This window comes from Microbacterium abyssi (genome assembly GCF_015277895.1).
Taxonomy (GTDB): domain Bacteria; phylum Actinomycetota; class Actinomycetes; order Actinomycetales; family Microbacteriaceae; genus Microbacterium; species Microbacterium abyssi.
Genome location: NZ_CP063815.1, coordinates 126,828 through 148,152, shown reverse-complemented (window position 1 = coordinate 148,152; position 21,325 = coordinate 126,828). Strand labels below are relative to the sequence as shown.

The 21,325-nt window shown below is 67.8% G+C and carries 25 protein-coding genes; 12 read left to right on the top strand and 13 right to left on the bottom strand.

All coding sequences use genetic code 11. The annotated features are described in order from the left end of the window. The first annotated feature begins 31 nt into the window (after window positions 1–31). From IM776_RS00790 to IM776_RS00780, 3 genes are all read left to right on the top strand, one after another. Window positions 32–1,033, top strand: coding sequence for an SDR family NAD(P)-dependent oxidoreductase (locus IM776_RS00790; protein WP_194421203.1), 1,002 nt, complete (start codon window positions 32–34; stop codon window positions 1,031–1,033). A 74-nt stretch (window positions 1,034–1,107) separates the two neighbouring features. Then, a complete protein-coding gene (locus tag IM776_RS00785) occupies window positions 1,108–1,521 on the top strand; it encodes a hypothetical protein (RefSeq protein WP_194421202.1) in 414 nt (137 codons plus the stop codon). Next, complete coding sequence (locus tag IM776_RS00780) at window positions 1,521–1,916, top strand: hypothetical protein (RefSeq protein ID WP_194421201.1); 396 nt, start codon at window positions 1,521–1,523, stop codon at window positions 1,914–1,916. Before IM776_RS00785 ends, IM776_RS00780 begins: the two co-directional genes overlap by 1 nt. A 67-nt stretch (window positions 1,917–1,983) precedes the next feature. Here the strand turns inward: IM776_RS00780 and IM776_RS00775 are convergent, their stop codons facing one another. Together IM776_RS00775 and IM776_RS00770 are read right to left on the bottom strand one after the other, a co-directional pair. Beyond that, window positions 1,984–2,706, bottom strand: coding sequence for a 3-keto-5-aminohexanoate cleavage protein (locus IM776_RS00775; protein ID WP_194421200.1), 723 nt, complete (start codon window positions 2,704–2,706; stop codon window positions 1,984–1,986). A gap of 13 nt (window positions 2,707–2,719) precedes the next feature. Continuing rightward, window positions 2,720–2,962: a DUF2188 domain-containing protein gene (locus tag IM776_RS00770; protein ID WP_228479836.1), complete on the bottom strand. Its 243-nt coding sequence runs from the start codon at window positions 2,960–2,962 to the stop codon at window positions 2,720–2,722. A 187-nt stretch (window positions 2,963–3,149) separates the two neighbouring features. Between IM776_RS00770 and IM776_RS00765 the strand changes: the two genes are divergently transcribed. After that, entirely contained in the window at window positions 3,150–3,635 is a 486-nt protein-coding gene (locus IM776_RS00765) for a pyridoxamine 5'-phosphate oxidase family protein (RefSeq protein ID WP_194421199.1), read from the top strand. 7 nt (window positions 3,636–3,642) lie between these two features. Here IM776_RS00765 and IM776_RS00760 read toward each other — a convergent pair whose 3' ends face one another. Next, on the bottom strand, window positions 3,643–4,584 hold the full coding sequence (locus IM776_RS00760; protein ID WP_194421198.1) for a hypothetical protein: 942 nt from the start codon (window positions 4,582–4,584) through the stop codon (window positions 3,643–3,645). Between the two features lie 85 nt (window positions 4,585–4,669). Here IM776_RS00760 and IM776_RS00755 point away from each other — a divergent pair, with 85 nt between their 5' ends. Continuing rightward, window positions 4,670–6,343: a S1 domain-containing protein gene (locus IM776_RS00755; protein WP_194421197.1), complete on the top strand. Its 1,674-nt coding sequence runs from the start codon at window positions 4,670–4,672 to the stop codon at window positions 6,341–6,343. 115 nt (window positions 6,344–6,458) lie between these two features. Here the strand turns inward: IM776_RS00755 and IM776_RS00750 are convergent, their stop codons facing one another. After that, window positions 6,459–6,977, bottom strand: a complete 519-nt coding sequence (locus tag IM776_RS00750; RefSeq protein WP_194421196.1) for a nucleoside deaminase — start codon at window positions 6,975–6,977, stop codon at window positions 6,459–6,461. Between the two features lie 84 nt (window positions 6,978–7,061). Here IM776_RS00750 and IM776_RS00745 point away from each other — a divergent pair, with 84 nt between their 5' ends. The 3 genes from IM776_RS00745 to IM776_RS00735 all read left to right on the top strand — a co-directional run bounded on the left by IM776_RS00745 (window position 7,062) and on the right by IM776_RS00735 (window position 10,890). Beyond that, window positions 7,062–8,081, top strand: coding sequence for a LacI family DNA-binding transcriptional regulator (locus IM776_RS00745; RefSeq protein WP_194421195.1), 1,020 nt, complete (start codon window positions 7,062–7,064; stop codon window positions 8,079–8,081). A gap of 113 nt (window positions 8,082–8,194) precedes the next feature. Next, entirely contained in the window at window positions 8,195–9,073 is an 879-nt protein-coding gene (locus tag IM776_RS00740; RefSeq protein ID WP_194421194.1) for an ROK family protein, read from the top strand. Then, window positions 9,070–10,890 carry a class I mannose-6-phosphate isomerase gene (locus IM776_RS00735; protein WP_194421193.1) on the top strand — a complete coding sequence of 607 codons (1,821 nt, stop codon included), beginning with the start codon at window positions 9,070–9,072 and terminating at the stop codon, window positions 10,888–10,890. The genes IM776_RS00740 and IM776_RS00735 overlap by 4 nt, the downstream gene beginning before the upstream one ends. 26 nt (window positions 10,891–10,916) lie before the next feature. Here IM776_RS00735 and IM776_RS00730 read toward each other — a convergent pair whose 3' ends face one another. From IM776_RS00730 to IM776_RS00715, 4 genes are read right to left on the bottom strand one after another with little or no spacing between them, the layout of a single operon-like run. Further along, entirely contained in the window at window positions 10,917–12,143 is a 1,227-nt protein-coding gene (locus IM776_RS00730) for an AGE family epimerase/isomerase (protein ID WP_194421192.1), read from the bottom strand. Between the two features lie 28 nt (window positions 12,144–12,171). Further along, on the bottom strand, window positions 12,172–12,981 hold the full coding sequence (locus tag IM776_RS00725; RefSeq protein ID WP_194421191.1) for a carbohydrate ABC transporter permease: 810 nt from the start codon (window positions 12,979–12,981) through the stop codon (window positions 12,172–12,174). A 3-nt stretch (window positions 12,982–12,984) separates the two neighbouring features. Further along, the gene (locus IM776_RS00720; RefSeq protein WP_228479835.1) at window positions 12,985–13,905 is read right to left on the bottom strand and encodes a carbohydrate ABC transporter permease; all 921 of its coding nucleotides are present in this window, start codon (window positions 13,903–13,905) and stop codon (window positions 12,985–12,987) included. Beyond that, a complete protein-coding gene (locus IM776_RS00715) occupies window positions 13,902–15,194 on the bottom strand; it encodes an ABC transporter substrate-binding protein (protein ID WP_194421190.1) in 1,293 nt (430 codons plus the stop codon). Before IM776_RS00715 ends, IM776_RS00720 begins: the two co-directional genes overlap by 4 nt. A gap of 113 nt (window positions 15,195–15,307) precedes the next feature. Between IM776_RS00715 and IM776_RS00710 the strand changes: the two genes are divergently transcribed. Beyond that, window positions 15,308–15,682, top strand: a complete 375-nt coding sequence (locus tag IM776_RS00710) for a nuclear transport factor 2 family protein (protein ID WP_194421189.1) — start codon at window positions 15,308–15,310, stop codon at window positions 15,680–15,682. 3 nt (window positions 15,683–15,685) lie between these two features. Here IM776_RS00710 and IM776_RS00705 read toward each other — a convergent pair whose 3' ends face one another. Together IM776_RS00705 and IM776_RS00700 are read right to left on the bottom strand one after the other, a co-directional pair. Next, entirely contained in the window at window positions 15,686–15,862 is a 177-nt protein-coding gene (locus tag IM776_RS00705) for a hypothetical protein (protein WP_194421188.1), read from the bottom strand. Window positions 15,863–15,963: 101 nt separating this feature from the next. Next, entirely contained in the window at window positions 15,964–16,575 is a 612-nt protein-coding gene (locus IM776_RS00700) for a MerR family transcriptional regulator (RefSeq protein ID WP_194421187.1), read from the bottom strand. Between the two features lie 70 nt (window positions 16,576–16,645). Here IM776_RS00700 and IM776_RS00695 point away from each other — a divergent pair, with 70 nt between their 5' ends. After that, window positions 16,646–17,152 (top strand): DUF4188 domain-containing protein, encoded by a 507-nt coding sequence (locus IM776_RS00695; RefSeq protein ID WP_194421186.1) that lies wholly within the window; start codon window positions 16,646–16,648, stop codon window positions 17,150–17,152. On the opposite strand, the gene IM776_RS00690 is transcribed toward IM776_RS00695, so the two are convergent. Further along, a complete protein-coding gene (locus tag IM776_RS00690; protein WP_194421185.1) occupies window positions 17,145–17,726 on the bottom strand; it encodes a TetR family transcriptional regulator in 582 nt (193 codons plus the stop codon). The two genes, IM776_RS00695 and IM776_RS00690, sit on opposite strands and share 8 nt — an antisense overlap. 74 nt (window positions 17,727–17,800) lie before the next feature. Between IM776_RS00690 and IM776_RS00685 the strand changes: the two genes are divergently transcribed. Continuing rightward, window positions 17,801–18,427 (top strand): biotin transporter BioY, encoded by a 627-nt coding sequence (locus IM776_RS00685; protein WP_194421184.1) that lies wholly within the window; start codon window positions 17,801–17,803, stop codon window positions 18,425–18,427. Here the strand turns inward: IM776_RS00685 and IM776_RS00680 are convergent. Further along, window positions 18,417–19,643, bottom strand: coding sequence for a cobalamin-independent methionine synthase II family protein (locus IM776_RS00680; RefSeq protein WP_194421183.1), 1,227 nt, complete (start codon window positions 19,641–19,643; stop codon window positions 18,417–18,419). The two genes, IM776_RS00685 and IM776_RS00680, sit on opposite strands and share 11 nt — an antisense overlap. Before the next feature lie 104 nt (window positions 19,644–19,747). After that, window positions 19,748–20,206 carry a VOC family protein gene (locus IM776_RS00675; RefSeq protein WP_194421182.1) on the bottom strand — a complete coding sequence of 153 codons (459 nt, stop codon included), beginning with the start codon at window positions 20,204–20,206 and terminating at the stop codon, window positions 19,748–19,750. Window positions 20,207–20,314: 108 nt separating this feature from the next. On the opposite strand from IM776_RS00675, the gene IM776_RS00670 reads away from it, so the two are divergent. Further along, entirely contained in the window at window positions 20,315–21,310 is a 996-nt protein-coding gene (locus IM776_RS00670; protein ID WP_194421181.1) for a helix-turn-helix transcriptional regulator, read from the top strand. Window positions 21,311–21,325: the final 15 nt, after the last annotated feature.

Here is a 21,325-nt window from a genome sequence, read left to right as displayed (position 1 = left end):
CGTTATACGGAATACGACCTCAGGAGGAATCATGGCACTGACCGCACACTCCACCATCGGCGAATGGTTGAACGACCCGACGGGCGGCGACCTCGTCCGCGGGCTCCTCGCGCAGTCCGGCGCCGACCCCGAATCCCTCACCCCGGTTCTCGGCCTGCCGCTGCAGCAGCTCGTCACCCTGAGCCAGGGCGCGATGCCGCAGTCGGTCGTCGACGACCTAGTCCGCGCCGCGAACGGCGGCGAGATCCTCGAAAAGGCCGCAGCAACAGGCTGGACCGAGCAGATCACCGCCGGACGCTTCGCCGGCAAGACCGTGATCGTCACGGGCGCGGCATCCGGAATCGGCAAGGCCACGGCATCCCGCATCGCCCGCGAAGGCGGCCGCGTGATCGCCTCCGACATCGCCGCCGACAAGCTCGACGCCTTCAAGGCCGAACTCCCGGATGTCGACATCACTGCCGTCGCCGGCGACCTCACCAAGCAGGACGCGATCGACGCCGTGCTCGCCGCAGCCGGCGACCGCATCGACGGCCTCGCCAACGTCGCCGGAATCAACGACGACTTCTCGCCCGCCGGCGAGACGACGGATGCCGTGTGGGACCGCGTCATCGCGATCAACCTCACCGCTCCGTTCAAGCTCATGCGCGCGGTTCTCCCGGTCATGGAAGCCGCCGGCCGCGGCGCGATCCTCAACGTCGCGAGCGAAGCGGGCCTGCGCGGCAACGCGTCGGGCAACGCCTACACGGCTAGCAAGCACGGCATCATCGGAGTCACGAAGTCCGCGGCGTTCATGTACGGGCCGAAGGGCATCCGCGTGAACTCCGTCGCTCCAGGTGGTGTGGCCACCGGCATCCCGATGCCCCCGAACATGTCCGAGGCCGGCTCCGCGCGCCTCGCGCCGTTCCAGCAGGCGATCCCGACCGTCGCCACGGCCGAGCACCTCGCCGCGTCGATCACGTTCCTGCTGAGCGACGACGCTGTGAACATCAACGGAGCGGTGCTCGCGAGTGATGGTGGGTGGTCGGTGCAGTAGAGCGCGCTCAATCCGTGAAGCCCGCAAGCGCTGAGCCTGATCTCGACGTCCGAAGCAGTCGATACGCTCCCGGCATGGCCCGAAAACAAGAGCGGATGCACAACGCGAAGCGTGCGCGCGCCAATCGGGCGAAGACCGAGTTCAGCCTCTACGAGGCGCCGAACGATCTCGCCCTCCTCGAGGAGACGTATCCGACGGACCTCGTGTGCGGATGCCGCATCGTGCAGCGCCTTGTGTCCTCCAACTTCGCGCTGGTCTATTTCGCGATTGTGTGGGCGAAGAAGGTTGACTTGGAGACGTGGGAAGAGCAGTACTCCTGTGATACCGGGCACGGACACTTTCACGAGCACGTGACCGGCCATCGTAAGTCGAACGATGCGCGGAACCTGCGCCCCTTGTACTCCCATGTCGACGTGCAAGAATGTTTCGACCGGGGATACGACCTGGTACAGGATCGCCACGATCGGAACTGCGGGGGTGGACACTGATGGATGCGCGCAACATCGCAACTCGTCGTGTGATGAAGACCGTCGCCCGCCGGTCCACGATTCAGCCTCTTCCAGTCCTCGCTGAGGACGGTACGCGACCGGTCGTCGTCGCGCTTCCGGACGACGACCTGAACACCGTCTTCGAGCGCGTCGAAGCATTCGGCGGCCGAGCCAACGTCTTTGTCGCGTTTCCCGACTGGCTCGCACTGATCGAGTTCATCAACGGGTCTGGCGCTCATGACATTGCACCGATCCAGCAGGTGCACGAGGCGACGTCGATGGCGATGTACGTGGAGTTCTTGAAGCTTCACGATACGCCCGTCACCGTCAGCGTGTCGGCCTCAGAGCAGGCGACCGCGCAGCACGGTTTGCACCAAGTCGCCTACGCGTTCTGAGCCGTCCGCCGCCGTTTCGAGGCACACGACAGGGCGCGCCTGATCGGTGCGGGAACGAAGCACAGTCTCACCGCACGGGGATTCTCTCCACCGCCGCCCGAACCAGCGCGGCGTTGCCAGACGCGTGCCTTCCGTCGGGCAATGTGAGGCAGTCCTCCAACCCGATGCGGGTGTCCCATCCGTGCTCCACGGCGAGATCGAACGCGGCCCAGGTCGAAAGGTCCTCGCCGTGAAGCAGGATGGGCACGGCCTGCTCCACTCGTCTGACCCGAGCGGCCAGATCCTGCGCCTCGCTGCGCACCATCGCGACGGGGATGTCCGGCAGCTCGACCATCACCCGCTGGCACTCACCCCGCACGGGAGAGCGCGACCACGCCTCTGCTCCCTCGGCATCCCAGAGTCCGGCCTCGACATCGACGCCCCGGCTCAGCAGCAGGGCAGCCACGTCGTCAGCACCGTCCTCGTGCCAGTTCACCGACGCGAAGTCCGGCAGCTCCGTCCATGCGGCGATCGCGGCGAGCCGCTCCTCGAGGTCCGGCGCCGCCCACGCTCCGGTCGTCACGCCGATCGGGATGCCGGGGCACGCACTCCGCACCGCGGTGAGCCACCGCGCGACATCGACACCGTCGAGACTGTCGCGCCCCTCGGCATCCTTCGCGTGCACGTGGATCGCCCCTGCACCGACCGCGACTGCGCGAGCCGCCTCGGTCGCAACGACGTGCTCGTCGGCGCTGAGCCGATGATGCTCTGTGACGTCTCGAACTCCGTTGACGCACGCCTGGATCAACATGACGGCGCTTCTGTCAGCCGATCCGGTCGCGCGGATTGGTTCCGTAGGGGCTGTAATCGTCCGACGGGCCTTCCTCGCTCTTCACGGAGTGCTCGACCTGGCGGGCGACGGCTGCCTCACGGCCCGCTGCGACAGCATCCTCACGGTTCTCGTAGCCCGCACCGAGCGTGCGCGACTCGCCCTCGATCCGGTTGAACCAGGTGCCGTTCTGATGGAACGTCTCGATGTCTCCTGCGGCCATGTCCGGGCCTCCCATCTGTCGCAGAGTCCTTTGTACGACATCTGCCTCGTGGGTAGGAGACCCTTGCCGAGACGGAAGATCGCGAGTAGCGACCATGGAGCCCGTAACCCGCGCACGCTTCGCTTTCAACCCCTTTCCCGCGAGCGCGGAAAGAGCGCATCGTTGGCCGCGACAGATGGAACGGAAGAGAAAGGTGAACGCCATGACTGACTCCACCGACGATCGCACGAAGGTCGCAGAACTCGTGAAGAAATTCCGATTCGCAATGTTCGTCACCCACCGCCCCGACGGCTCGCTCGTCGCGCACCCGCTCACCGTGCAGGAGGCGGAATTCGACGGCGACCTGTGGTTCCTCGTCTCGAAGACCTCCTCGCCGATCAGAGATCTCGCTGCCGACTCTCACGCCAACGTCTCGCTGAGTTCGAACGACGCATGGGTGTCGCTCTCCGGCACGGCACGACTCGTCGAAGACCGCGCGAAGATCGAGGAGCTGTGGAATCCGGTGGTCGAGGCATGGTTCCCCGATGGCCCGAGCGACCCCGCTGTCGGCGTGCTCAAGTTCACCGCGGATTCGGCCGAGTACTGGGACACCCCGGGCGGCAAGATCGCGACGGCGTTCAGTTTCGTGAAGTCGAAGATCACCGGCGATCGCTACGACGGCGGCGAAAGCGGCAAGGTCGATCTCTGAGCCGGCGTCATTCGGCCGCGGCGGGGTTGCTGCGCGCGTGAGGCTGTGAACGCACTCGTGTCACCAGCATCCGCACTACGACGCCGACCGCACCGATGACGAGCGCGACCACGGCCGGCTGCCACAGCACGGCCACCGCCTGCGGGAAGATCTGCGCCGCCGCCTCCGACATCACTTCCAGATCACCCTGGAACACCCGCGACCCGAGCGCGTACATGATCGCCGTGAACAGCGCCGGGACGATCCACACGGCGAGCGCCCCGACCACCCATACGATCAGCCGCACGAGCGGACGCACACCGCACCACGCGAGCGTCACACCCACGATGACCGCGGGCAGCCAGCGCAGGATCTCGGCGACGAACTGCGGGTAGCCCATGTACGTCGTGAAAGCGGTGATCGCGGTGCCGATCCAATTCGCGAACGGCACCGCGGCGAGCACGATTCCCAGCGCTACGGGGGTCACCGACGCGCGCGAGGTCAGCCACAGGCCGAGCTGCGCGAGCAGGATGCCGGCGATCACCCCGCCCAGCATCCCGGCGAAGTACAGCATCTCGCGGCCGCCGGCCGAGCCTTCCCAGATGCCGTGCCCGGCGCCGACGACCGCGAACGCCTGCACGGTGACGACCAGGTGCACGAGCAGCACGCCGAGCGCGGCGGCGCCGGTGCGCAGCATCCGATTCCGTCGGACGACGCGCACCACGAGACCCGCGACGACGCCACCGAGCAGCAGCATGACGAAGATGTTGATCGCGTAGTACTGGCTCACTGGGAGCAGCGCGAACGGCATGTCGTCCGGCATGGTCTGCACGTGCCACAGGTTCTGCAGCGGCAGACGGCCACCGCCCACCCACGACGGGAACAGCATGACGGCGGCGGATGCGACGCCGATCAGCAGCGACGGCCACGCGGGCGCTCGCCCGGACACCGGGGTGGTCTCAGATTCCATTCCTTGAGAGTGGCAGACGACGGCGCTCTCGAGTCCGCGCCGCGCCCCGGATCGATCGTCGGATGCCTCGCCTACACTCGCACCCATGAGCCTCGCCGACGTCCGCACCGCTGCCGAGGTCGAAGCGCTCGCGACGCGCATCCTCGGGCGCCGCGAGCGTCCGCTCGTACTCGTGTCGGCCGACGCCGACGGGCTGTTCCACTTCGATCTGGCGCGGCTGCGCACGGAGCTCGACGGGATCGCCGAGGTCGTCACGATCGAGACCGACTCGGCCAGCCACGACCTCGAGCACCTGCTGCCGCCGAAGACGCACGCGTTCGGCGGTGCCGCGCGCTCGTATCCGCCCGACTTCGGTGAGGCGCCGGAATGGACCCGCTCGCAGCTCCGCTTCCCTGGCCACTCCGACGCCGACGATCTCATAGAGGATGCGATGGGTCAGACCGGCCGGCGCACGGTCGAGTCGGCTCCCGCGTCCAGCATCCGCCGCGCGAGCGGCACCGTGCGGGGCTTCGTCGCCGACGGGACCGTCGCGATCGTCCGCCTCGACGACGGCACGACCGTGACGGCCACCGGCGCGCTGCTGCCGCCCGACATCCCGCTGATCGCGGCTCTCGTCGAGGGCGGGCCGGTCACCGGCGTCCTCGACGAACTCGAGCTGCACCCCGAGCCGCTCGCGCCCGACCTCTCGGTCTTCGCCGACGGCTCCCAGACGCTCGCGCTCGTCGTGAAGGTGACCGAGCTGCGCGCGACCGTGCAGCTGCATCCGCGCGTCTCGGTTGTGCTGAGGCGCCGCGATGTCGACGTGGATGAGGGGCCGGTCAGCGAGCTGCTGCACGTCGGCGACGTCATCCGCGTGCGGGTGCATCGCGATGCGGGCGCCGAGGTCGCGCTCAGCTGCGAGGACGTCGAGCCGGATGCCGCACTCACCCCGCCGCTCGCGCTCGTCGCCGGCGGAGCTCCGTGGTTGAGTGAGGGGCGTTCGGCCGGTGCCTCCGCGCCGGATGCCGTGGCGCCGGTTGTGGCGGAGGCGGCGGTGCCGGCATCCGAGCCTCGGGTGTCGCCCGGCGACGACTCCGCTATCCGGCACGATCTGAACGAGCTGTCGAGCGAGGTGGCGGCGGCGAGGCGCGACATCCTCGCACTCACCAACCTCGTCGCGCGAGGCGGACGGTCGGCTCCCGACGCGTCGGAGCTGGAGAGCCTGCGGACGGAGAACGAGCAGCTGCGCGCCGGCCTGGCCGACGAGCGGGCCGAGCGCGCGAAGGTCGAAGCGCGGCTGGCCGATGCCTCGCAGGATCGTCGCGAAGCCGGGCGGGCGCTGCGTGACGCGCGTCGGGCGGCCGAGCGGGCGCACGTGGATCCGACGGCGGACGGCATCCGGATAGAGATCGAACGCACCTGGGGCAATCGCACCGCACCCGGTGAGCGGGAACGGTGGCCGCTGCGCGAGTTCTCGTTCGGCCCCGCGTTCATCGACTCGCTGGACGCGCTCGACGAGAACCAGCTGAGCAAGGCCGTGCGCGCCTGCGTGGATGCCATCACCGGGCGCGACCGCGAGATCCCGGCGCGCGAGCTGCACCGGCTGCGCTCGGGTGAGGGCGGCGATGACCCGTACGTCGTGCGGTCGGACGGCGCGCGCTGCTGGCGGTCGTCGATCGAGCAGAACGCTCCGGGAGCGCGGCGGCTGCACTACTGGGAGCTGGCCGGCGGCGTCATCGAGCTGAGCCGCGTCGTGCACCACGACGACACGCGGCCGTAAGGCCGGGGTGGGCGCGGCGCGGGGTCCGTGGGCGGGGCAGGGGTCGCAAACGTTCGCTTCACGCGCGATTTGGCGACACTTCGCGCCCCCTCCCGCCGGGAGTCCGGCCCCGGCGTCAGTATTCGGTGCGGTCCGCCGTGCTCAACCACCGCTCGAACGGCGCCGTCGCTTCGGCGAGGGGCATCGCCTCCACCGGCACCGCCCATTCGGAGCGCTCGGCTTCGAACATCCGATAGAAAGCAAGGTCATCGAAACCGCCGTCAGCGGCATCATGACGATCGGCGGCGTAGACGACGCGATCGACGCGTGCCCAAAGGGCGGCGGCCATGCACATCGGGCACGGCTCACATGACGAGTACAGTGTGGCGCCCTCCATCGAGAAGTCACCAATCTGCTGCCCGGCCGCGCGAAGCGCCACGATTTCGGCGTGCGCGCTGGGGTCGTGGTCGCGCGTCACCCTGTTCTGACCGGTGCCGATGACCTCGCCGTCGCGCACGACCACCGCGCCGAACGGGCCGCCGCCGTCGGCGACATTCTCGAGAGCAAGTTTCACCGACTGCTGCAGGAAGTCCCTGTCCAGAGCGCTCCCTGCAGAATCGTCGTCGCGGTCAGGAGTCTGAGCGTCCGTATTCATGCCGCCAGGGTAGACCCCTCGGATGGTCGGGCACTCAGGCTCCTGGTGACTGGTAACGTTCCCTACATCGGAGGGAGGCTGGGCATGGCCGCACACCGCCCGACCATCAAAGAGGTCGCGCAGCACGCCGGCGTGAGCCCGATGACCGTCTCTCGCACGCTCTCCGGCGGCGTGAACGTCAAACCTGATGTGCAGGAGCGCGTGCTCGCCGCAGTCGCCGAGCTCGGGTATCACCGCAACGAGAATGCGCGCAGCATCCGGCCTGGCCATTCGAGCGGACTCATCGGCATCGCGATCACCAACATCGCGAACCCGTACTACAGCACCTTCGCGCTGGGCGTCGAAGAAGAAGCGGCACTCACCGGCCGACGCATCCTGCTCGGCAACACATCGGAGGATGCGGATCGCGAGGCTGAGCTGGTCAGCGACTTCCTCGGCCGCCGCGTCGAGGGGCTCATCGTCGTCCCGGCCAGCACCGCGCCAGACCATCTCGCCCAAAGTCAGAAGCAGGGCGTTCCGGTCGTCCTCGCCTCACGTCGCATCGAGGGACTGGATGCCGACAACGTCGTGCTCGCCGACGAAGAAGGGGCCCATCAGGGCGCCACCGCACTCATCGATGCAGGCCATAGCCGCATCGGCTACCTCGGCAACACCCTGGCCATCTTCACCGGCCAGCGTCGCCACGATGGCTTCATCCGAGCCCTGAAGGACCGCGGCATCCCCCTCGACCCGACGCTGATCGCCGTCGGACAGCAGACGGTGGACGAGGCGCGAGAAGCCACCCGCGCCATGCTACGCATGGCGAATCCGCCTACCGCCGTGTTCTGCGCCAACAACCGCAACGCCATCGGCGCGCTCAAGGAGATCAACCAGCAGATCACATCGGGACTCAAGCCGGCGGCAGAGTTCCCCGAGGTGATGAGCTTCGATGACTTCGAGCTCGCAGAGCTCTCGCCCGTGCCGATCAGCGTCATCGACCACGACCCGAGAGAGCTCGGCAGGACCGCTGCGCGGCTGCTTCTCGATCGACTGGATGCCGGTGACGACACCGGCGCCGTGCGCGAAGTGGAGCTTCCGGTGCAGTTGCGGATGCACCTGCGGTAGTGGCCGCTGCGGGATGCCGGGGGCGCTCCGGCAGCCCTGCGACCCGCCGAGATGTTGACACTCTCATCGGCTCTTGGTAACGTTACCAATTACCAGAGAACAGGAGTGTGGCGATGGAGCTGTGCATCGACTTCGGTGGCACCGAGATCAAGCTCGCGATCATCGATGGCGTCGGCATTCTGGCATCCGACCGCGTTCCGGTCACGGGCGGCACCGCCGATCTCGACGCGGCTGTCACGGCATCCCGCGCACTGATCGAGAGCGTCGAAGGCCACCCGATCGCCGTCGGCATCGCCGTTCCCGGCGTCGTCGACCCGACATCCGGACGCATGCTGCACGCCAACGACAAATACGACTTCCTCCAGGGCTTCGATCTGCACGACTGGGCGAGCGACCGGCTCGGCCTCCCCGCGGCCATCGAGAACGACGCACGCGCGGCGCTGATCGGCGAGACGTCCACCGGATCCGCCGGCGGCGAGCGCGACGCGGTGCTCGTCACCCTCGGCACGGGAATCGGCACCGCCGCCATGATCGACGGCGTCGCGCTGCGCGGAGTCACCGGGCATGCCGGGATCCTCGGCGGGCACGTGACGACCGGTATCCATGGGCCCGTGTGCCCCTGTGGGAACGTCGGGTGCGCGGAGGCGCTGGCGAGTGCGTGGGCGCTGAAAAACGGCACCGTCAAGGACCTGTTCGCGTCGGACGAGCACGCCGAGACTCGCGAGCACTTCCTGCAGGTGTGGAGCGCGACCGTCGTCACCCTCTGCCACATGTACGACTCGACGGTCGTCATCCTCTCCGGCGGCATCCTGCGCGCCGGCGACGCCGTCCGCACGCCGATCGAGACCTACGTCCGCGAACACCTCTGGCCGTCGATGACCGCGCCCCGCTTCATCGTGCCGCCAGAGCCCGAATACTCCGTCGCGCGCGGGCTGAGCACGCTCGCCCGCCACGCGCACGCCCGCACCGAGAAAGACCAGGAGACACATTGAGCACGCCGATCAGCGACATGCACGAGGGACACACCGAACGCGGCCGCTACGACACCCAGCCCACGGTGCCGCTACCCAGCGGCGAGCGCATTCTCCGCGGATCCGCCGGCTGGCAGGCCGCTGCCGAGTATGCGGCCGTGCGCGGCGCAACACCGGTTCTCCTCGTCGACACCTACCCCGGCGTCGACATCCCGGCCCTCAGCGCGCAGATCCAGGAGGCGCTTCCCGACTGGACGATCGTGAATGTCGAGGATGCCGCCCGCCCGGGCGCCGAGGTCGAGCAGCTCATCGCCCCGCACCTCACCGACGACCGCGTGCTCGGCGTCATGAGCCACTTCGCGCTCGGCGACTTCTACGATTCGGAGCGCCTCTCCGAGCTGGCGCAGAGCGTCGCGGCATCCACGGTCGTCATCGGCTGGGGCGCCGCCCTGCTCGCAGACCGACTCGAGAACCCCGCCACGGTGCTCGTCGACATGGCCCGCTGGGAGATTCAGCTGCGCCAGCGCGCCGGCGCCACCAACTGGCGCGCCGACAACGCCGGCGAAGACAGTCTCCGCAAGTACAAGCGTGGCTTCTACGTCGAGTGGCGCACCGCCGATCGCCACAAGCGCACGCTCTTCGACACGGTCGATTTCGTCGTGGACGGCAACGCGATCGCGCCGACCGTTCCGCATCCCGATTCCCCCGATGCGGGCATGATCACCGGCGATGCCTTCCGTCAGGCACTACAGGATGCCGCGGCGCGGCCGTTCCGCGTCGTGCCGTTCTTCGACCCCGGAGTGTGGGGCGGGCAGTGGATGAAGAATCTCATCGGGCTCGATCCGGCGAAGGACAACTACGCCTGGTGCTTCGACTGCGTGCCGGAGGAGAACTCTCTGCTGCTCGAGGGCGACGGCGGCGTCGTCGAGATCCCTTCGATCGACCTCGTGTTCGCGCAGCCGGTCGACCTGCTCGGCGCCAAGAACTTCTCGCGCTTCGGTGCGGATTTCCCGATCCGCTTCGACTTCCTCGACACCATGGGCGGCGGCAACCTCAGCCTGCAGGTGCATCCGCTCCAGGACTACATCCGCAACACGTTCGGCATGGCCTACACGCAGGACGAGAGCTACTACCTGCTCGACGCCGACGATGACGCCGTGGTGTTCCTCGGCACCAAGACCGGCATCGACCGGCAGCAGATGGTCGAGGACCTCACCACGGCGCAGGAGGGCGGCGCCCCCTTCCCCGCGGAGAAGTACATCAACTCCTTCCCCGCCAGAAAGCACGACCACTTCGCGATCCCAGCGGGGACGATCCACTGCTCGGGCGCCAACTCGATGGTTCTCGAGATCTCGGCCACCCCGTCGACCTTCACGTTCAAGCTCTGGGACTGGGGTCGGGTCGGGCTCGACGGCATCCCTCGCCCTGTGCATCTCGACCACGGTGTGAAGAACATCCAGTGGGACCGCGACACCGAGTGGGTGAACGAGCACCTGCTCGAGCAGGTCGAGACGCTGCGAACCGATGGCGACGTCGTCGAAGAGCGCACCGGCCTGCACGAGCTCGAGTTCATCGAGACCCGACGCCACTGGTTCGCCCAGGGCGCCGATCACGACACCGAGGGAACCGTGAACGTGCTGAACCTGGTCGAGGGAGACGAAGCTCGCATCGTCAGCCCGACCGGGGCGTTCGAGCCGTTCGTCGTGCACTACGCCGAGACGTTCATCGTCCCGGCCGCCGTCGGGGCGTACCGCGTCGAACGCACCGAGCGCACGCGAAGCGAGCGCCTCGCGACGATCAAGGCTTACGTGCGAGGATCACGCACGAGCGACAACTGAACCGGAGACCCCGGTTCAGCGAAGGCTCACAGGTCGTGATGCGCTGCGGCCGCGAACCCGGCCGGCCGCAGCAGACGGGCGCTGAGCACCGCCTGATACGCGTGGTAGAGATCCGGCTTACCCGGCCACGTGCGTGATGCCGGACGATTGTCTGCGTCGAGCTCGTGCCACCACGAGCCGCCAACGCGATCGATCACGTGCCGATTCGTCCAGTCCCAGAACCTTCGGTACCAGTCCGCGTACCCCGAGTCGCCAGTGGTCCGCGCCAACCAGACGGACGCTGCGAGCGCTTCTGCGATCACCCAGTGCATCCGCGCGGACCCGACGACCGCGCCGTGGAAGTCCGTGGTGTAGCGCACACCGCCGTTGTCCTCATCCCACCCGTCCTGCACGGCACGGGTGAACAGACCGCGCGCGGCCTCGTCAGCACGGACGAAGCTCGGATCGTGGGCAGCGATGCCGAGGATCAATCGCGACCACTCGAGGGCGTGCCCCGGCATCACGCCGAAGGGTCGGAACTGATCGAGAGGCTGCTCGCGTCCGTACTCCTCGTCGACTTCCCATTCGCGGGTGTAGTGCTCCGGCACCCGCCATCCACGTGGCGCCGCGCCTGTGATCACGAAGCGCTCAGCGAGTCGACGCGCGCGCTTCAGGAACTCGGCCTCTCCCGTGAGCTCGAAGCACGCGAGGAACGCTTCGGTCAGGTGCATGTTCGCGTTCTGCCCCCGGTAGTCGGACACCGGAAGCCCCTGCGGATCGACCTCGTCGACCGCGGCTCCGGCGTCGTCGTCCCAGAAGAGTTCGTCGATCGCTTCTCGAGCGCGACCGAGCAGCTCGGCCCCACGGGGCAGGCCGGCCTGAACCGCAGTCGCGCCGGCGAGCAGGGCGAACGCATGCCCGTAGGCGTTGCGCCGCCCAGAGACCGGCGAACCGTCCGGTGCCACGATGTCGAGGAAGCCACCGCGCGGGTCGATGAACACGGAAAGCAGCAGCCTCACGCCCTCGGCGGCCCAGCCGCCTGCCTGCTCGTCGCCCAGCATCCGCGCGATGCCGAAGCAGTGGACGAGCCGAGCGGCGCTGTAAAGTTCGAGCGGTCGTTCCGCGTCAACCGATCCGTCGAATCCGCGCCAGCCGTATCGTTTCCACCCGGATGGCTGGGCGAAGAAGCTCCGCAGACGATCCGCCTCGCCCGACAGCATCCATCGGTGCTCAGGATCGTCGATCAGCCAGTTCGGGTCGCCGTGCCATCGCATGATGTGACCTCCCAGCTCTGTGACCTGCTCAAGTAGAGGCGCGCAGACTGCTCACGAAGAATCTCTGGCACGACAGGAACAACACCACCGTGGGCAGCGAAGCCAGCAGCGCGGCGGCCAGAACGACCGGTGGGCCGACGTTCACGAATCCGCCGTTTATCTCGGCCAGGGCCGCCATCACCGGACGTCGATCCGGACTGGTCGTGAGAGTGATGCCGAACAGCAGGTCGTTCCACACCCAGGTGAACTGGAAGATGAAGGCTGCGAAGAGCGAAGATCGGATCAGCGGCAGATGGATCTGTGCGAACAGCCTTCCCCACCCCGCGCCGTCCAGCTTCGCCGCCTCGGCGATCTCCGGCGGGATGGTCGTGAGGTAGTTGCGCACGATGAAGAACGCGAACGGAACGCAGATCGCGGCGTAGATCAGGATCATGCCGATCGACGTGTCGTACATCTTCGCCCCGACATAGGCCTTGAACAGCGGTGCGAGGAAGATCTGCAACGGAAGCAGCGTGCCGAGATAGATCAGCCAGAACCACACCGTCGGCCGGCGGACCGGCATCACGACGACGGCGAATCCAGCGAGTCCAGCAGCCAGCACGGCGATCAATGCGGAGCAGGTCGCGTACAGCAGACTGTTGAGCATTCCGAGGCCCAGCGAGGATTGGTTCCACGCGGCGACGATGTTCTCCACGATCGCGAAGCCGCCGGGGAACCAGCGTGGCTCTCCGTGATACTGCGAGATCGGTGTGAGCGCGTTGACGATCAGCAGGTAGACCGGCACCAGCCAGACGATCGCCAGTGCCGATAGGACGATGTTGCGGATGAGGCGGCCCATGGCTCAGCTCTCCTTCAGCTGCTGTCGCAGGTACACCCAGGATGCGCCGACGACGATGATGGACAGCACAACGGCGACCGCAGCGCCGTATCCGTAGTCGCTGATGATGAATGTCTCTCGGTACATGGTCACGGCGAGGGTCTCCGACGAGCCTCCGGGTCCGCCCTTGGTAAGCAGCCAGATCATGTCGAACACGCGCAGGCTGTTGGCGATCGACATGCCGATGACGACCACGGTGACCGGTCGCAACTGCGGAACGATGATGTGCCAGAACAGACGGGTGCCCGTGGCACCATCCAGCGTTCCCGCCTCTACCGTCTCGGGAGGAATCGCCTGCAACCCGACGAGGAAGAGGATGACGGCCACTCCGGTCGCCTGCCACGTGTTGGCAAGGATCATGACGATTGTGTTCGTCGGCCACTCCAGCAGCCAGCCGGATGCCGCCGGGCTGCCTCCGAAGAAGGCAATGGCCTGATTCAGCGCACCATCCGAGCGAAGAATGAATCCCCAGATCACCGCAGTTGCCGCACCCGAGAGCGCGTAGGGCAGGATGAAGGCTAGCCGTAGCCACTTTCCGCCCCTCATCTGCGATGTGAAGACGGCAACCAGCAGGCCGATGCCGACCGGCAGCACCAGGGTGCCGACCGTCCACATCACCGTGTTCAGCAGCGATTGCCCGAACAGCGGGTCTCGGAAGAGTCGGACGTAGTTGTCGAACCCGATGAACTCAGCATTGAAACCGTCATCGTTCGTCAGGCTCTGGTAAACGGTCGCGACGAACGGCACGAGCAGCATGATCCCCACCAGCGCGACGGCCGGGATCAGAAACGGGATGCTGCGAACCCGCTCGCCGTGCGATCCCGCGCGACGGCGCGCTGACCGGGGCGCCCCGGTCAGCGTCGCCGTCGTGACGGTTTCTGTCACTTCTCGTCTGCCTTCCAATTCGCCCACTCGGTGTCAGCGAGATTCTGCAGCTTCTGCAGAGTCGGATCGATGTTCTCCGGCGTGGGGTTCGCCATGAATGCGCCGAAGAACTGCACGCCGCTCTCGATCAGCGCGGGAGGACCTGCCTCCCAATAGCGCACCAGCTCGACCGGCTCGCTGGCTTCGACCTGCTCAAGGATCGAGCCGAGCACGGGGTCGTCGGTGCCGACCATCGGATTCGCCGAGGTGTCTTTGATCTCATCAGCCCAGGGCTGCTGCACTTCAGGGCTCAACCAGCTGTCCATGACGGCCTTCGCGCCTTCGGGGTTCGGTGCGTTCTCGGCCATGGTGATGACTCCGGACTCCACGATCACCGACGGCTGCACGCCCTCTTCGACAACCGGCAGCAGATAGGCGCCGTAGTCGGCCTGGTCCATCGTGTCTGCGAAGAGGCCGTTTCGCCACGATCCCATCGGGACCTGTGCGACGGTGCCCGCTGCGAACAGCGAGGGCTCGTTGTCCCAGGCGGTGTCAGGCGAGGTGAACCAACCCTTGGCATACATGTCGGACCAGATCTCCATGGCCTTGCGGGAAGTCGGGTCGGTGTACTTCGCCTCGCCGTCCATGAGCTTCTGGTAGAAGTCCGGATCGAGCTTCGACAGGATCTCCGCGTACCAGATGAATGATGTCCAACCGGCCTGCTGAGTGGCGAACAGCGGCGTGACATCGGCTGCCTTGAGAGCGTCATTGTTCGATTCGAACTCCGCCCACGTCGTGGGAACCTCGATGCCGACCTCTTCGAACACCTTCTTGTTGTAGAAGATCGTCCAGTAGGACTTGTAGATCGGAAGACCGTACACCTTGCCGTCGTAGGAGAAGCTGTCGCGGGTGTCTTCGTTCACCCACCCCTTCTCGACGGCGGCGTCCCAGGAATCGCTGAGGTCCGCGAGCCCACCGGACCGCGCGAGCTCTTGCAGCCGGTACCCGTTCCACCACTTGACCAGATCGGTGGTGCTGTCGGTCTTCAGCGAAGAGCGCACGATCTGCTGGTAGTTCTCGGTGGAGGGCACGTTGCGTGCCTCGAGCCCGAAACCGGCTGATTCTTGGAGCGCCTCACCCGCGATGGCGTATGCCTCGGTGAAGTCTGCGCGGTCGCCGTTCAGTGTGACGACGCTCGAGTCGCCGCCCCCTGAAGACGACCCCTGTGCGCAGGCTGCGAGTCCTACGGCCAGTACAAGGGCGGCGCCGAAGCCGCCCACCCTCTTCAATGCTGTGTGCCTCTGTCCCATGTGATCCTCCTCGATCGGTGTTGGTAACGATACCAGTCCTGATCCAGACGTCAATACGAATCTCTGATTCCTGCGGACACCTGATTGTCGGCAGCCGCGCGTAGCCTGCCGTCATGGATGCCGAAGCTGCGCTGCGAGGAGTCATGACCGCCATCGACGAGATGCGATGGGAGGATCTCGAGGGCTTTCTGCACCCGGACTTCGTCTGCCGGCTCGTGCACACCGGAGAATCGTTCGATCGCGCTGAGTGGATCCGCTTCAACCGCGACTATCCCGGATTCGAGCATCTGACGATCGAGGAGATCGTCGCCGGTCCGACCGAAGCCGCGTGCCGATCGCACATCACGGGTCGCGACGCCGCCGGCGCTCAGCACTTCGAATGCGCGAGCTTCGCCCGCATGAGGGACGGTCTCATCGTGCAGCTCACCGAGGTGTGGACTGAGGTCGAGCAGCAGGCTCCGCCGGGAACCCGCCCTGCCCCGAAGTGACGACTACTCCTGCTTGCTGAAGACCCCGCGCAGCACCAGGAACACAACCACCGCGACGACGATCACCACGGCGAGCTTGGCGATGAACCAGAGCACGCTGAACAGGACGCTCACGAGGGCCCACGCGATGACCACGGCGATCACGACGCCGACGATGGTCCACAGGGTGTTCTTGTTCACGCCTCCAGCGTAAGCCCTCGCATATCCTCACCTTCGACAAGAATCTCGCTGCCGCCGCAGAGCGCCACGACATCCCGGTCGAACGCGTCCAGCCCGACCGTTCAGGGCGGGGGGCCGAACCTCTCGGCCGACGCGACCTGCTGCGCCACTCGTCGCAGCGCGAGCAGCAGCGGCTCGACCAGCACGGATCCGAGCACGACGTATCGCACGGCCGCCTCCGCGGATTCGGTCGGAACGCCGGCGATCTCGGCATCCGCGATCTCCCGCATGCTCTTGAGGTAGACCGGCATCGTCTCCGCCGGGACCTCGAAGCCCGCGCTCTCGAGCCCCCGCAGCGCACGCGCGACCTCGTGCAGCACGGCGTCGTCGCACATGCCTGGCTTCCAGCCGAGACCCTCGACGACCTCCATCGCCGCGGTGAGGTCGAGCGAGTCGTCCGCCGCCGGAGTGATCGCCGAGTGCGCCGCGCCCAGCAGCGCGTGCGCGCTTTCGTGCGGGCCGTCCAGCGCAGCGATCACCCGCCGCGTCTCGGCGATGCTGACCCCCGCCGCGATCAGCGCGCGGATGACACGCAGCCGTTCCACATGCGCCTCGCCATAGGCCGCCTGCGTCGGTGCGCTGCGCTCACCCTCGGGCAGCAGCCCCTCGCGCAGGTAGTACTTGATCGTCGGCACCGGAACGCCTGCCTGCGCCGACAGCTCGGAAATTCTCATCGTCACCTCTTGACTTCGATAGTAGCGCTATCCATTATGGATAGTGTCGCTATCTAGCCAGGAGGACATCATGTCGAAAGTCGTCAACGCCCGCTCGACCCACCACCACGAAGGCGAGTTGGTCGTCTTCCACATCGGCATGCAGATCAACCGCTGGTGGCGCCCGGATCTCTGGATGCCGGCGTTCGTGGCGATGCCTCGGATGCTGCGCGAGCTGTCCATGGAGAAGGAGTCCGGCCTTCTCGGGTACCAGCTGCTGTTCGGCGACGGCGGCCCGTACGTCGTGCAGTACTGGTCATCGATCGAGAAGCTCTACGCCTATGCATCCGCTCCTTTGCAGGAGCATCGCCCGGCCTGGACCGCGTTCAACAAGCGCGCCCGCAAGGCTCCGGGCGCCGTCGGCATCTGGCACGAGACCTTCCTCACCGAGCGCGCCGAGAGCGTCTACGTCGCAACCAAGCCGATGGGGCTCGCGAAGGCCACCGAACACGTCGCGGTCGGCAAGCGCCATGATCGTGCGCAGGCGCGGTTCGCCGACGGACGGACCGCTGCGGCTTCGCCCGCCGAGATCAGTTGACGGCGACCGACGCGCGAACCCCTGCGACGACCATGGCGAGTCCGGCGTCGAAGTCGTCGCGACGCTCGCCCGCGCGATCCGGGACGAGGTCGACGGACGCATCGGCGGCGCCGACGACCGACGCATGCAGCCACTGCTGCTCGTGGAAGGTGTAGCCGATCACGTAGTGAACGATCGTGTTGGCGGCGACCTCGGCGCCGGCATCCGTCAGCCCGGCCTCCCGGGCGGCAGTCACGAGGGCGGTGCGGGCCGGGAGGTCGAGCCGGCCGAGCGCCAGCGAGCTGGAGACGATCTCGGCCCCGTCCTGGTGCGCGAGCAGTCGATCGCGCAGGCCTCGCGCGATGGCATCCATTTCGGTCGCCGCCGGGGCCGCGCCGACGATCTGCGCGCTGACGGCCGCGAGCAGCGCCTGCTTGTTCGGGAAGTGCCAGTACAGCGCGCTGACCTGCACGTCGAGCTCGTCGGCGATGCGGCGCATTGAGAGTCCGGGCAGACCGCTCTCCGCCAGCACGCGCATGGCCGCAGCGACGACGGCCGCCTTGTCATTGCGAGCGGATGCTGGTGTGGCGTTCATCCTGCTAGTCTACCGAACAGCGTTCTATAGAACGGTGTTCAGGTGAACAGTGTTCGAGAAGCCCGAGGAGAACCATGTCCGCATCCGCCGCCCACCTCGACCGCGTCCCCGTGCTCGCCGACCTGATCCGCGCTGACTCGCGGAACAGCGCCCGCGTCCGTGACGTGATCCTCACGCTCGCCGGCACGGCGTTCATCACCGTCGCCGGGTACATCGCGATCCCGCTGCCGTTGACGCCAGTACCGCTCTCGCTCGCCACCTTCGCCGTGCTGCTCACCGGCGCCGCGCTCGGGCCCCTCCGAGGCGGCCTCAGTGCGGGCATCTACCTCGCGCTCGGCATCGTCGGAGTGCCGCTGTTCGCGAACGGCTCGTCCGGCTGGGCGTTCTCGTCGTTCGGGTACATCCTCGGATACGTCCTCGCGACTCTGCTCGTCGGCATCCTGGCCCGCCGTCGCTCGGACCGCACGGTGTGGTCGACGCTGGGACTCGCGACCCTAGGGTCGCTGACGATCTACGCGTGCGGCGTGCCGTGGCTCGCGGCGTTCCTCGGCGTCGACCTCGTCACGGCGCTGACGCTCGGCGTCGTGCCGTTCCTCATCGGCGACGCGATCAAGATCGCCGCGATGTCGGCGCTGCTGCCCGCGACCTGGCGCGTGGTCGATCGGACGCCCGGGGTGACGCCCCCGCCCCCTACGCGATGACCGCCGCGGGCCGTGCCGCCCGGCGCGCGCCCTCGCCGAGCGCCTCGAGCTTGGCCCAGGCGATGTCGGGGTGCACGCGGCCGCCGAGGCCGCAGTCGGTCGAGGCGATCACACGCTCCGCACCGACGATGTCCGTGTAGCGCTGGATCCGCTGCGCGACCAGGTCGGGGTGCTCGATGAGGTTCGTGGAATGGCCGACGACTCCGGGCACCAGCACGAGGTCGTCGGGGATGAGGCCGGAGGCTGCGGCATCCGCCCACTGCGCCCACTCGTGCTCGTGACGGGCGTTCGCCGCCTCGAACGAGATCGACCCGACTTTCGCCTGCAGCACGACCGGGAGGATGTGACGCACCTCGATGTCGGTGGAGTGCGGTCCGTGCCACGAGCCCCAACAGAGGTGCAGGCGCACCTGCTCCTTCGGCAGACCCTCGATCGCCCGGTTGATGGCCTCGACGCGGATGCGGGTGAATTCCTGGTACTCGGCGACGGTCGGTTCGGGAGTGATCTGGTCCCAGTTCTCGGCGAGCGAGGGGTCGTCGAGCTGCAGGATCAGCCCGGCGTCGGTGATCGCGCGGTACTCCTCGCGCAGCACGTCGGCCCACGCCTCGATATGCGCCTCGTCGCTCGGGTAGTACTCGTTGCGCACGCGCGCCGCCGAACCGGGGGCGATCGCCGTGAGGAAACCGGTCTCGCCCTCGCGCAGCGCACCGCGAAGGTGCGCGATGTCGGCGGCGACGGCATCCTGACCGCGGTACGAGATCGCACCGGTCGTGGTCGGGAAGGCCGTCGCGTTGCGTCCGGTGCCGATCCCGGCCTCCGGATCGGCGTAGGCGTCGGCGAACGCCTGACGGTCGCGGCGGTCGAGGAAGCTGGTCAGCACGACGTTCCCGGGCGACGACTGCCGCGCCGGCTCGTTGAACGCGTTGACCTCGGTGAGCGAGAGGCCGTTCACCCGCTGGAACGAGTAGCCCCACCACGCGCCGTAGTCCACAGAGCTCGACGACGCCTTGCCGAACTCGCCGTCGCCCGGCTGCGTGATGCCCGCTCGGCGCTGACGCTCGACCACGTCGGCCACGGCCTCGCCGACCAGCGCCTCGAACTCGGGCGTCGACTCGAGCGTGAAGCCGTCTTCGGCGAACGTGCGCGACGCGTTGGCGTCGAGCAGCGCCCGGGTACGCGGCAGGCTGCCGGCGGTCGTCGTCTGGATCTCGGACACGGTGGAACTCCTTCACAGCGGGGAACCACCAATCTAAGGACCGCCGCGGTGCGGCCGCACGTCGCATTTCCGTCCGTGACGCGCAGCCGCCTCCCGGGGCGCGACTAATCAGCGGTCACGGTGAACGTCCAGGTCACGCCGAAGCGGTCCGTGAGCATGCCGAAGCCGGCCGACCAGGCGGATGCCGCCAGCGGCTCGATGATCGCCGCCCCATCGGCCAGCCGCTCCCAATAGACGCTGACCTCCGCGATCGAGCCGCCGTCGAGCGCCTGGAAGAACGTGCGATCGGTGATCGTCACACCGTTCTCGCGCCGCGTCGAGCCTGCGGTCGCCGCGGGATCGGCGTCGTCCTGCCCCGGGATGTCGTAGGCCATCAACCGGATGCCGTCGGCCGCGGCGAGCGCGCCGAAGACGACCTTGTCGGCACCGGGTACGCCCGCCGGCATCCCGAAGTCGCCGTACGTGGCGATCGTGAGATCGCCGCCGAACACGGACTGGTAGAACTCGAGCGCCTGCCGGGCGACGCCGCGGAAGTTGAAGTGGGTGGTGGTCGTGAGGGTCATGATTCTCTCCTGGTGCGGAACGTGTCGACGGGCGGAACTGCCGTCGAGAACCACGATCACAGCAGTAGAGGTCAGTTTCAGTCCTCTACTGGGCGCAGACTGGATGCCATGACAGGAAGCTCGTCGCGCATGCTCACGCTGCTGTCGCTGCTGCAGACCCCGCGCGACTGGCCTGGCCACGTGCTGGCCGAGCGGCTCGACGTGAGCCCGCGCACCGTGCGCCGCGACGTCGACCGACTGCGCGAGCTCGGGTATCGCATCAGCGCGATCAAGGGTCCCGACGGCGGCTACCGCCTGGCCGCGGGCTCCGAACTGCCGCCGCTGCTGTTCGATGACGAGCAGGCCGTGGCGATCGCGGTCGCGCTGCAGACGGCATCCGCCACCGGCGTCGACATCGCCGAGGGAGCCGACCGCGCCCTGGCCACCGTGCGGCAGGTGATGCCCTCCCGCTTGCGGCATCGGGTCGACGGCATCCGCTTCACCGGCCCCGCGATAGACGTGAGTATCAGCGTCGCCCCGGCCGTGCTCGAAGCCGTCAGCGCAGCCGTGCGCGACCGGCACGTGCTGCGGCTCGACTACGGCGCGAACCACGACCGCCCGCCGCGGCGCACTGAGCCGCATGCCGTCGTGGTGCGCGAGGGCCGCTGGTACCTGCTCGCCTGGGATCTCGAGGCCGGCGACTGGCGCACGTTCCGGCTCGATCGGATGTCGCCCCGCGTCCCGACCGGCCCGTCGTTCACGCCGCGCCCGCTGCCGGCGGCGGATGCCGAGACCTACCTCGCCGCACGAGCGAAGGGCTCGGATGCCGAGGACCGCTGGCCCTGCATCGGCGAAATCGTGATCGCGCTTCCCGCCCGTGACGTCGCGCCGTGGATCGGCGACGGGACGCTCGAGGACGTCGACGCGCACTCCTGCCGCATCACGGTCGGCTCCTGGTCGTGGACAGGAGTGCTGGCCTCGGTCGCACGCTTCGACGCCCCGTTCACGGTCGTCGGCCCCGAGCCGCTGCGCGCGGCGGCGGATGCGCTCGCCCAGCGAGTCGCCGCCGCAGCACGCCCCCGGCCGACCGGCGAGACCGGTCGGCGCCGGTCCCAAGTAGACTGAAACCGCCCCGCCACA